Below are 11,397 nucleotides of genomic sequence, written 5' to 3'. Positions count from 1 at the left end.
GTCACGAACGAATTATAATGTTAAATGTACAAAAAAAACACTAACATATTGATTTTCAATAAATAAATTACTCTTTAGGTTAAAAATAAAAAACATACAAAAACATCGCGGTTTTAGTTGAAAATTTTCATTCTTTTCAAACGATCCTAAGCTTATTTATTCAAATATTATCTGTTGTTTTTGCTTCCAATACTAGCGATTTTATCGATTTGAAGGCCTGATAAAAGTTAAAGTGTTTTTTTATTCTTCGGAAAAAGCGTCTAAAAACGCACCAATTGTTAGGTAACTTTTAAAATTTGCCCCGAAACTTCGGGATAAAACTTAAAAGTAGTATTTTTGCACTATGGAAACAAATAGACAGAAAAAAATAGGTGGGGTTATCCAAAAAGATTTGGTTGATATTCTGCAAGGTGAAGTGAGAAAAAATGGAGTAGCTAATTTAATTATCTCGGTATCCAAAGTTACTGTAACTACAGATTTATCAGTGGCGACAGTACATTTAAGCGTTTTTCCTCAGGACAAAGCCAAAGAAATTTTAGAGGCGGTGAAGTCCAATGCTAAAACTATAAAACATGATTTATCACAACGCGTTCGTTTGCAATTAAGAAAAGTTCCTAATTTGGTTTTCTTTATTGACGACTCTTTAGATTACATTGAAAAAATTGACAATGCGTTAGCCAACAGAGATAATCCTATAGAAAACAGGGATCTTTTAGACAAACGCAGATTCCAATAAAGTTTGAATTTCTCCCTCTACATAGCCAAACGATACATCCTCAGCAATAGTAAAAACAATGCTATAAACATCATCAATCGCATTGCCAGCATGGGAATTATTGTTGGTGCAATGGCTTTGTTTGTTGTTTTATCCGTTTTTAGCGGGCTAAAAGTATTTAGTCTTTCGTTTACCAATGACATCGATCCGGATTTAAAAATAAGCAGCACTTTAGGAAAATCCTTTTTGATTTCTCCCAATCAGGAAAGCCAAATCAAAAAAATAGACGGTCTTGCTTGGTATACCAAAATCATCGAAGAGCGTGTTTTATTTACTTTTGACGGAAAACAACAAGTTACGTACTTAAAAGGGGTTGATGCTAATTTTAGCAAAGTAAATGCTATTGAATCCAAACTTTTCAATGGGCAATGGTTTAAACCTGACACCTATCAAGTAGTTGTTGGGTATGGAATTGCTCAGAAATTCTCGATGGGATTATTGGATTTTAATAATCATTTGGAAGTAATGGTGCCTAAAGCTGGAAAAGGCACGATTGAAAATCAAGAACAGGCCTTTAACAAAACGGATATAATTCCTGTTGGTATTTACGCCATTAGCGAAGATTTAGATTCTAAATATGTTTTTGCTGATTTGGGTTTAGCGCAGGAACTATTGGAATACAAAACCAATCAGGTTTCCGGGATTGAAATCAAAGCAAAAACTGGTGCTGATGAAACTGCTATTATAAATCAACTTCAAACTATTTTTAAGAATAAAATCACCGTAAAAAATAGGGCTCAACTTAACGACTCGCTCTACAAAATGTTGAATACCGAGAATATCGTTGTTTATTTAATCTTTACTCTGGTAATTGTTGTGGCACTATTCAACTTGATTGGCGCGTTAATTATGATGATTTTAGACAAAAAAGGGAATCTAAAAACCCTTTTTAATTTGGGAACTGAAATCAAAAATTTGCGAAAAATATTCCTGCTTCAAGGGACTTTATTGAGTGTTTTTGGCGGAATTATTGGGCTAACCTTAGGGATTATAATTGTACTACTTCAAGAACATCTTCAGCTTGTAATGATTACTCCTACACTGGCTTATCCTGTGATTTTCTCTCTCGAAAATGTACTTATTGTTATGGGGACGATTATTACGCTTGGCTTTATTGCATCCTTGATTGCAAGTAGTCGCGTGAGTAAGAAGTTATTGGAGTAAGTTTTTTACCGCTAATTCGCTAATTTTTAAAAAAATTACTCTTTAGATTTAGCAAAGATGTTTAATTAATAAGCTATTATAAATTAGCGAATTGGCGGTAGAAGTTGATTAATATATACTGCTTAAACCAACTCATATCCCGCATACGCTTCTTCGATTTCATTTAAAGCAGCGAACAATTCTTCGGGACGATCTAGTGTAACTAATTTTTGCTTGTGGGTTTTAAAAGAATGAATTCCTTTGAAATAATTGGTGTAATGTGGTCTTGTTTCCACAATTCCTAATCTTTCGCCTTTCCATTCCATGGCCCAAGTAAGGTGATTTCGAACTGCTTCGACTCTATCAATAACGGTAGGTTTTGGCAAATGTTCTCCCGTTTTAAAGTAATGTTTGATTTCGTCAAAAATCCAAGGATAACCAATGGCAGCACGACCAATCATAATGCCATCGATACCATATTCATTTTTATATTGCAATGCTTTTTCCGGAGAATCAATGTCGCCATTACCAAAAATAGGCATCGTGATTCTTGGATTATTTTTAACTCGGGCAATATGCGACCAATCGGAATGGCCTTTGTACATTTGGGCACGAGTTCTGGCGTGTATGCTCAAAGCAGCAACACCAATATCTTGCAAACGCTCTGCTACTTCATCAATATTAATGGAGTTATCGTCCCAACCCAAACGGGTTTTTACGGTTACCGGCAAATGGGTACTATCGATAACGGCTTTAGTCAGGCGAATCATTAAATCTACATCTTTAAGAACGCCGGCTCCGGCACCTTTGCAAACGACTTTTTTAACAGGGCAACCAAAATTAATATCGATTAAATCCGGGTTTACGGCAGACACAATTTTAGAGGACATGGCCATCGCTTCTTCGTCTCCACCAAAAATCTGAATCCCAACGGGGCGTTCGTAATCAAAGATGTCTAATTTCATGCGGCTTTTGATGGCGTCCCGAATCAATCCTTCGGAAGAAATAAACTCAGAATACATCATATCGGCACCGTGCGCTTTACACAATCTGCGAAAAGGCGGATCACTCACATCTTCCATTGGTGCGAGAAGTAAAGGGAATTCGGGTAATATTATGTTGCCAATCTTGATCATCGTCCTTAATTTTTTGCAAAATTACGACATTTAGCTGAAAGGATAAAAGAAGAAAGGAGAAAGACTTCGTATTAAAGGTGTTGGTTTACGAATTCGGGACTTTGAAACTGTTGAATTTAGCTTATATTTGCAGATTAATAGTCGCTGTTTGGCGATTGCGTGAGGGATTGCAGTGGAAATCCTTTTCCTTTTTTCTTTAAAAAAGGAAAAGATTGTAGCGGAAAGCCCGACCCTTGTGGTCACGCCCTGAAAAAAAATCAGGGTAAACCCAAATAAATTTGATATCAACAGAAAATGAAACACATACGGAATTTTTGTATTATTGCACATATTGACCACGGGAAAAGCACGCTTGCTGACCGATTACTTGGCGCTACACAAACCGTTACCGCTCGTGAGGAAAAAGCGCAATTGCTGGACAACATGGATCTAGAACGTGAACGTGGGATTACGATTAAGAGTCACGCGATTCAGATGGAATATACGTATAAAGGACAAGAATACATCTTGAACTTGATTGACACTCCTGGACACGTGGATTTTTCGTACGAAGTTTCTCGGTCGATTGCCGCTTGTGAAGGCGCACTTTTGATTGTAGATGCAGCGCAAAGCATTCAGGCACAAACGATTTCGAATTTATATTTGGCTTTAGAAAATGACTTGGAAATTATTCCGGTTTTGAATAAAGTAGATTTACCAAGCGCGAATCCAGAGGAAGTAAGTGACGATATTATTGATTTACTTGGATGTAAATTAGAAGATATTATTCATGCATCTGGTAAAACTGGTTTTGGTGTCGAAAATATTTTGGCAGCCATCATCGATCGAATTCCTCCTCCAAAAGGAAGTGTTGATGAGCCATTACAAGCCTTGATTTTTGACTCGCATTACAATCCATTTCGAGGAATCGAAGTTATTTTCCGGGTAAAAAATGGTCAGATTAAAAAAGGTCAGAAGATAAAATTCATGGCTACCGGAAACGAATATTTTGCAGACGAGATTGGGACTTTAAAATTAAACCAAGTTCCGAAACAAGTGATTTCAGCCGGTGATGTTGGGTATTTAATTTCTGGAATTAAAGAAGCGAAAGAAGTAAAAGTAGGTGATACATTGACAGATGCGAAAACGCCAACAACGAATATAATTAAAGGATTTGAAGAGGTAAAACCAATGGTTTTTGCGGGAATTTATCCTGTGGATACGGAAGATTATGAGGAGTTGCGAAACTCTATGGAAAAATTGCAGTTGAATGATGCTTCATTAGTATTTTTACCGGAAAGTTCAGCTGCTTTGGGATTTGGTTTCCGTTGTGGATTCTTGGGAATGTTGCACATGGAAATTATCCAAGAGCGTTTGGAGCGTGAATTCAACATGACAGTGATTACTACGGTTCCCAACGTTTCGTATTTGGCTTACACCAAAAAGGATCCAACAACTCCACTTATTGTAAACAATCCTTCGGACTTGCCGGAGCCCTCTCGTTTAGACCACGTGGAAGAGCCTTTTATTAAGGCAACTATCATCACCAAATCCGATTATGTTGGAAATGTAATGAGTTTGTGTATTGAAAAACGTGGGTTGATTACGAATCAGACCTATTTGACTACGGAACGTGTAGAGTTGACTTTTGATATGCCATTGGCAGAAATTGTATTTGATTTTTACGACCGTTTGAAAACCGTTTCTAAAGGATATGCTTCCTTTGATTATACGCCAATTGGGTTGCGAACTTCTAATTTAGTGAAAGTAGACATCTTATTGAACGCTACGATTGTGGATGCATTATCCTCCTTGATGCATGCCGACAACGCATATCAAATAGGAAAAAAAATGTGTGAAAAACTGAAAGAATTGATTCCACGCCAACAATTTGATATTCCTGTTCAAGCGGCTATTGGGGTAAAAGTGATTTCTCGCGAAACAATAAAAGCATTGCGTAAAGACGTTACCGCTAAGTGTTATGGTGGAGATATTTCCCGTAAACGTAAATTATTGGAAAAACAGAAAAAAGGTAAAAAACGAATGAGATTGGTTGGAAATGTTGAAATTCCGCAAGAAGCGTTCATGGCTGTTTTGAAGTTGAATGATTAATGACCTGACGTTTTTTCTCGTCATTAATTACCCTGACGATAGTACCGGTTTTTTTAGAGGAGTGAACTAGGTATTTCATCCCAGATTTAAATACGAAATTGGTTGTTTACTTTAGTGTTCAGAAACAAAGAGACAAAAGCGTATATTTGAATAACAAAAAAATATAACAATTATGAATTTTAATTCTAAAAATCCATTTTTAAATACTAAAACTTTTTCTACTGCAGTTTCAAAAAATGATCAAGTACATCAAACCACAATTCTTGATTATAATGACGAGATGACCTTGTCAGGAACCATAAATAAAAGTTTGATTTTATTTTTACTACTTACTGCTTCGGCTATAGTAATATGGTGGTTGACCTTTAATGGGATGAACCCAATGGTCCCGGCAATTGGCGGTGCAGTAGTTGGGCTTATTCTAGTCGTAATTTCAGCGTTTAAACCTCAATACTCCCCCTATTTAGCTCCTGGTTACGCACTTTTTGAGGGCTTATTTATTGGTGGAATTTCAGCAATATTTGAAGCAATGTATCCTGGAATTGTCATTCAGGCCGTAGGAGCTACATTTGTAACCTTCATGATTTGTCTGGGATTGTATAAATATAAAATTGTGAAGGTAACAGAACAATTCAAATCGGTAGTTGTGGCTGCAACATTGGCTATTGCCACGTATTATCTTATATCTTGGGTATTTTCAATGTTCACCAGTTTTGTGCCCGTGCATTATGGCGGCTCATGGATGAGTATTGGAATCAGTGTTTTTGTAATTGTGATTGCTGCTTTAAATCTGTTTTTGGATTTTGACCGCATCGAAAAAGGAGCAGAACAAAAAATGCCAAAATACATGGAATGGTATGGTGCCATGGGGTTAATGATCACCCTTGTTTGGCTGTATATTGAATTTTTAAGATTGCTCTCAAAATTAAACAGTAAAAACTAATCGTGCTAATAGCTGTATAAAAAAGAGTGAACCTTTTAAAGTGTAAAAGAGTCACTCTTTTTATGCTGCTTTCTCAAAAGCAATGTAATGACTTAAAAGCCCTTTATTGTTGAAAATAGGAAACCCTTTTATGAAACAAACATAAATAGTCCCATTTTTTTTATAATTCAACACTGTTTTTTCAAAAGGTTTCTGCTCTACTATTGCCGTACGAATTTCACTTGAAGTACTCTTGCTCGTTGCTTTCCCTTGAAAAATCTTAGGGCTTTTTCCCAAAACTTCGGATTCTGCATAGCCGTTCATTTTTTTCATGTTGTGTGAAGCAAATATAATATTCAATTTTACATCCGTAACAATAACAACCTCTTCTTTCAGGCTACTATTGAGATCCCAATCATTTTTTGACCATTTATTTTGCAAAGCAATTGAGTTTAGCTTGTTTAAATCCAAAAAAACATTCTTGACTGAACTCAAAAATTCATTATGAAAATCCCAAGAACAAACAGGAACCGTCTTAATACTTAAAGCGCTGTGATACATCGCAATAGCGTCTTCATATTCTTTAAAATTGCTCATAACACATAATTTAATGAACCAAATGTAATTTTATTCACAAAGATAAAATTACAAATTTCAGATTTTAACCATTGTTGAACTCCTTCATTCTCCATTAGAAATCAAATTTCAGCTGCACCACAACAAATTTTTTCTGCTCTGTATTCAAATTGCTTAGAGAAATCCCCAGCAAACGAACGGAATCCTTCATGCGCTCTTGGTACAAAAGTTCTTTCACAACCTCTAGAATCAGTCCTTTGCCAGATATAAAATAAGGCAAGGTTTTACTGCGGGTTTGTTGGGTAAAATCACTGTATTTAATTTTCAAAGTGATTGTTTTTCCAGCTATAGTTTGTTTTTTTAATCTTCTTTCTAAGGCACTTGCAATAGGATCCAGTTGCTCCATCATGAAAATTTCTGAAGAAAGGTTGACGTCAAAAGTATGTTCTGCCGCTACTGATTTTGTGATTCGATTGGATTTAACCTCACTATTATGAATTCCCCTAACTACGTTGTAGTAAAAATGTCCTGATTTTCCAAAATGTCTCTCCAGAAACTCCAATGATTTACTTTTTAATTCTACTCCCGTAAAAATCCCTAATTGGTACATTTTCTCGGTGGTTACTTTTCCAACCCCATGAAATTTGTGAATGGCTAATTCTTCCAAAAATGCAATCACTTCATTTGGATCGACTGTTTTCTGCCCGTCGGGTTTATTATAATCACTTGCGATTTTAGCGACAAATTTATTAACTGAAATCCCTGCCGAAGCTGTCAAACCTACTTCATTAAAAATGCGTTGTCTTATTTCCTGTGCCAATAAAGTGGCGCTAGGATTTCCTTTTTTATTTGTAGTGACATCTAAATACGCCTCATCGAGTGAGAGTGGCTCTACTAGATCCGTATATTCATAAAAAATCTTGTGAATTTTTCTTGATATTTCTTTGTACCGATCAAATCTCGGTGTAACAAAAATAAGTTCTGGGCAGTTTTTTTTAGCCATAACGCCACTTATGGCACTCCTTACGCCAAATTTCCTAGCCTCATAACTTGCTGCAGCGACAACTCCTCGATTCTCTGAACCTCCCACTGCAATGGGTTTTCCCCGCAACAATGGATTGTCCAATTGCTCCACAGAGGCGTAGAAAGCATCCATGTCAACGTGAATAATTTTTCTTACTGGAATGAATCCCTGCATAATGTTCTAATTGAATATTCCCTTCGATTTCTTCCAAAGAACCTAGCATTCTGATTAATTCTTACCGTCTGAACTCAAATAATTGACAACTACTTCTGATTTTTTTTTGTTTTCCGTTGGAAAAAAGAAACTAATGGGTCTGGATTTAAAATGATTCCAGATAGAAGCGGCAATAAATCGCAATTCAAACAAAGAAATAGCCCTGGAGCGGAGCGCCAATCCCAACGAAAGGCTAAAACTGACCGTAAAATTCACTAACCCAATAACTCCAATCCCAAAAATGCCCCAAAACAACATAGTATTGCTTACTTGATAATTTGCTCCATACACTCCTAAGGCTAGATTGCCACTTACAAAAGTGATGTGTCTAATATCCAGATTCAACCCTAAAAACAAGCCAACGGAAGCCGTACTTCCCATAAAAACGCCAAACCAAAAATTAGAAATAATTCCGGCCCCTCTTTTTTCGTACAGCTTGGCTAATTTTAAAGTACGTACTTTCCCTAAGCTTCTTTTCAACATGGGGTGTTCCGTTATCCGGAAAAAAACCTGATTATGTTTATCCCTATTGGCAATACTTCCCGAAATAATTCCAGATAAAAACAGAAAAAATCCTGCTATTGCCGCATGAAAAATAGCTAATGAATGAATGGGACTAATGTCTGTAAGTAACGTTTCCCATTTAGTTGCAGCAATATTATAATGGAATAAGTAATCAATAGCCCAAATTCCAAGCAATGAAACTGGAAAAGCCATAATTACATTCCCCAAAAATGCAATAAACTGGGACCTGAAAACACGTGCAAAAAGAATGGCAAAAGCTTCATATTTCTCCGCCTCCTTCCCTTGTTTTGCAACTCCTTTTTCTAGAGCTTTTATCAAGGCAGCAGCAGTCATCGCTGGCTGTTTTGTAGCTAAAGTAAACCCCAGAAGATAAATAGCAATAAATCCAAAAGCATAATTCATACTATAAAGAAAAGCATGCCCAAAAAAACTAGTGTCAGCGCTAGCAAGCAAAACCTTAATGACACATAATATACCTACAATAAACCCTCCACCTAGGGCGGTACGGAACATTTTAAAATATTCTTTGCGACTTTCTGTGATATAATGTTCCCCTGTTTTAGCCGTGTGCTGGGTAATTTCATAGGAGATTAATTGCGTACTTTCGGCTATAAATTTCCTAACATTGTTCTTGTAGCAATTGAATTTTATCAAACGCAAGGCTAAAACAATCCCATTGTTTTTTTTATCACTCTCTTTTTCAACGATCAGCAACGGAATTAAAAATTTAAGCCGCTCTAATTGCTGTCTGATTTTTAGTAAATTCTGGTTTACCCGAAGTGAAATGCCATATTTAGAACTATTATGAAAAGCTCTGTCCACAAATTCTTCGCATTGCTTATGCAAAACCATCAATTGGGAATAAGATAAATCATCTATAGTGATGAAATGATTTTCAGAACTCCGGACTTGATCTTCTATTTGAAACAATTCCTTTTCAAAAGCTGAAAAAGGACTTTCAAAATCATCAAATTCAGGTACCATTTTAATCACATCCGTTTCCATGGCACGACCGCTGATGCGTTGTGTAATAAGATGCATTGCAACAAGTATTTCTGATAAAACGGAGTGAGGTGCTACACTTTCATAAATAGATTTGAATTTTAAAAGGCTGTATAATTCCTCTAATTGCTCCACTGGAATTTTATTTACCCAAATCCCATCATTGGCTAGATAAAAAACCTGATTGAAAATGTATTCTAAAGTGTCTTTTTGAGGTTGATAAGGCAATATCTTAGCAAAGATTCTTTTTTTGACTTCAAAAAGAAAATCTACATCTTGCAAAATAGCTGCGTCTGTGAGGATTTTATTAAACTTAATGTCTTTGAGAATTTCTTTGAGATAAAGGGAAAGTTGTTTCCGACAAGAATAATTTTCTTTCAAAAAAGTAATAATATCCTGCAAATCCACGGTTGCCAATTTTTTTGTTTGCAAAGGCCGAATCAACCGAATTAACTCCACTAAAGGCTCCAGGTTGTCTTCTGTATCACGCCAAGACTCTGCTTCCCCAAAAAATTCAGTTAGCACTCCCACTGGAGTTGGCTTGTGTTTTCTTTTAAAAAATGGTTTTATCAACTTTGTTTAATTTTTGTAAAAATACGAACAGACTGATCATTTTTCATTAATAAATCCTTGAAATTATTGCTCAAGGACGCACAAAAAGACCTATTCGCAAAATTTCCTTCCTATTATCGGTAATCGACACACAGAATTGGAACATAAAAAACAGCAAACTAGCATAAACTCCGCTTTTGTCAAAGAGATAAAAACGGAACAAAAGCAAAATATTTAATACCTTTGGTTGCTGGTATCAGCCCAGATAGCAATGAAAAATCTTCGATTGAAAAAAACTATTTTTCATTTAAAAAAGAGCAACCCAAGACGCTATTTTTTACAAATTGAAAAAAGATTTATGAGTAAAAATTGAAATGAATATCTGGATACGAGCCAAGTGAACTGACAAAATAAATAACTAAAAATAACAAATTTCGCTTGAAATGATAGAAATAGAAAGAAAATTTTTAGTCAAAGATGATTCCTATAAAGAATCTGCTTTTACTCAAAATCATATTGCGCAGGGCTATTTGAGTTCCGCGCCAGCGCGAACGGTACGGGTACGAATAAAAGGAAAAAAGGGGTTTCTGACGATAAAGGGGATTTCTAATACCTCCGGACTGTCCCGTTTTGAGTGGGAAAAAGAAATTTCCATTAGTGACGCTGAAAAATTACTGCTTTTGTGTGAAAAGGGAGCTATTGATAAAACTCGTTTTGAAATAAAAGTGGGCTCTCATATTTTTGAAGTAGATGAATTTCATGGTGAAAATCAAGGACTGGTTGTGGCAGAAATTGAATTAAACTCTGAAGAAGAATTTTTTGAAAAACCAGCTTGGCTGGACAAGGAAGTCACCGGAGACTCCCGCTATTACAATTCTTATTTGAGCACTTCGCCTTTTAGAAACTGGTAATCTAATTACTCATTACGGCTATAGTTACCTGCAGCCCTCCGCTGTTTTTATTAGCTGCAATATCCATAAATGCTCGTTTAGAAAGATCAATCTCTCTAGACTTGACAAATGGGCCTCTATCTGTAATTTCTACAATTACGAACTTCCCGTTTTTTTCATTGGTCACTTTGACTTTGGTACCAAAGGGCAGTTTTTTGTGGGCGGCGGTATATTTATTATTGTCAAATTTTGTACCGCTGGTCGTTCTTCTGCCATTGAATTTATCTGCGTAATAGGATGCGTGAGCGGCTTTTTTGTAGATTTTAAATTTTCCTAAAGAAGAGATCAATGAGTCTATTTTTTTTTCTTCCAGCTCCATTGCGGTTCGACTTTTTTTGATGCTGTCTTTTTGTATGGTGGCTTTTTGTATGGTGGCTTTTTGTCTTTCAGAGATGGAACTTTGGCTACTGGCTAAAGTGATTATTGCCAACAAAAAAAATAATGTTATTGATTTTTTCATTTATGTCTTTTTTAGTTAAATCTATTTT

The 11,397-nt window shown here is 35.8% G+C and carries 10 protein-coding genes; 5 read left to right on the top strand and 5 right to left on the bottom strand.

The genetic code is table 11. The features are described 5' to 3' along the window. Positions 1–343 precede the first annotated feature (343 nt). Together rbfA and EKL99_RS07840 are read left to right on the top strand one after the other, a co-directional pair. Positions 344–736, top strand: a complete 393-nt coding sequence (gene rbfA / locus EKL99_RS07845; RefSeq protein ID WP_126452046.1) for a 30S ribosome-binding factor RbfA — start codon at positions 344–346, stop codon at positions 734–736. A 3-nt stretch (positions 737–739) separates the two neighbouring features. Then, complete coding sequence (locus tag EKL99_RS07840) at positions 740–1,939, top strand: FtsX-like permease family protein (RefSeq protein ID WP_126554014.1); 1,200 nt, start codon at positions 740–742, stop codon at positions 1,937–1,939. A gap of 122 nt (positions 1,940–2,061) precedes the next feature. Here the strand turns inward: EKL99_RS07840 and dusB are convergent, their stop codons facing one another. After that, complete coding sequence (gene dusB / locus EKL99_RS07835; RefSeq protein WP_126561434.1) at positions 2,062–3,054, bottom strand: tRNA dihydrouridine synthase DusB; 993 nt, start codon at positions 3,052–3,054, stop codon at positions 2,062–2,064. Positions 3,055–3,348: 294 nt separating this feature from the next. Here dusB and lepA point away from each other — a divergent pair, with 294 nt between their 5' ends. After that, positions 3,349–5,145, top strand: a complete 1,797-nt coding sequence (gene lepA / locus EKL99_RS07830; protein WP_126452060.1) for a translation elongation factor 4 — start codon at positions 3,349–3,351, stop codon at positions 5,143–5,145. 172 nt (positions 5,146–5,317) lie between these two features. Then, positions 5,318–6,088 carry a Bax inhibitor-1/YccA family protein gene (locus tag EKL99_RS07825; RefSeq protein WP_126457621.1) on the top strand — a complete coding sequence of 257 codons (771 nt, stop codon included), beginning with the start codon at positions 5,318–5,320 and terminating at the stop codon, positions 6,086–6,088. A 60-nt stretch (positions 6,089–6,148) separates the two neighbouring features. Here EKL99_RS07825 and EKL99_RS07820 read toward each other — a convergent pair whose 3' ends face one another. From EKL99_RS07820 to EKL99_RS07810, 3 genes are all read right to left on the bottom strand, one after another. Continuing rightward, positions 6,149–6,664, bottom strand: coding sequence for a PAS domain-containing protein (locus EKL99_RS07820; protein WP_126457622.1), 516 nt, complete (start codon positions 6,662–6,664; stop codon positions 6,149–6,151). Between the two features lie 94 nt (positions 6,665–6,758). Then, positions 6,759–7,841 (bottom strand): DNA polymerase IV, encoded by a 1,083-nt coding sequence (gene dinB, locus EKL99_RS07815; protein WP_126554018.1) that lies wholly within the window; start codon positions 7,839–7,841, stop codon positions 6,759–6,761. Between the two features lie 54 nt (positions 7,842–7,895). After that, positions 7,896–9,980, bottom strand: a complete 2,085-nt coding sequence (locus EKL99_RS07810; RefSeq protein ID WP_231507405.1) for a site-specific recombinase — start codon at positions 9,978–9,980, stop codon at positions 7,896–7,898. 422 nt (positions 9,981–10,402) lie between these two features. Between EKL99_RS07810 and EKL99_RS07805 the strand changes: the two genes are divergently transcribed. After that, positions 10,403–10,870 (top strand): CYTH domain-containing protein, encoded by a 468-nt coding sequence (locus EKL99_RS07805; protein ID WP_126457624.1) that lies wholly within the window; start codon positions 10,403–10,405, stop codon positions 10,868–10,870. A gap of 1 nt (position 10,871) precedes the next feature. Here the strand turns inward: EKL99_RS07805 and EKL99_RS07800 are convergent, their stop codons facing one another. After that, the gene (locus tag EKL99_RS07800) at positions 10,872–11,369 is read right to left on the bottom strand and encodes a septal ring lytic transglycosylase RlpA family protein (RefSeq protein WP_126561433.1); all 498 of its coding nucleotides are present in this window, start codon (positions 11,367–11,369) and stop codon (positions 10,872–10,874) included. Between the last annotated feature and the right edge of the window lie 28 nt (positions 11,370–11,397).

The organism is Flavobacterium sp. ZB4P23 (assembly GCF_003970375.1).
GTDB lineage: Bacteria > Bacteroidota > Bacteroidia > Flavobacteriales > Flavobacteriaceae > Flavobacterium.
The sequence above is the reverse complement of the archived record's forward strand: the minus strand, read 5'-3'. Positions and strand labels throughout refer to the sequence as shown.

Bases quoted from the DNA above. Each gene is read 5' to 3' on its own strand.
- rbfA (WP_126452046.1), top strand. From the start codon at position 344: ATGGAAACAAATAGACAGAAAAAAATAGGTGGGGTTATCCAAAAAGAT.
- dusB (WP_126561434.1), bottom strand. From the start codon at position 3,054: ATGATCAAGATTGGCAACATAATATTACCCGAATTCCCTTTACTTCTC.
- lepA (WP_126452060.1), top strand. From the start codon at position 3,349: ATGAAACACATACGGAATTTTTGTATTATTGCACATATTGACCACGGG.
- EKL99_RS07825 (WP_126457621.1), top strand. From the start codon at position 5,318: ATGAATTTTAATTCTAAAAATCCATTTTTAAATACTAAAACTTTTTCT.
- EKL99_RS07820 (WP_126457622.1), bottom strand. From the start codon at position 6,664: ATGAGCAATTTTAAAGAATATGAAGACGCTATTGCGATGTATCACAGC.
- dinB (WP_126554018.1), bottom strand. From the start codon at position 7,841: ATGCAGGGATTCATTCCAGTAAGAAAAATTATTCACGTTGACATGGAT.
- EKL99_RS07805 (WP_126457624.1), top strand. From the start codon at position 10,403: ATGATAGAAATAGAAAGAAAATTTTTAGTCAAAGATGATTCCTATAAA.
- EKL99_RS07800 (WP_126561433.1), bottom strand. From the start codon at position 11,369: ATGAAAAAATCAATAACATTATTTTTTTTGTTGGCAATAATCACTTTA.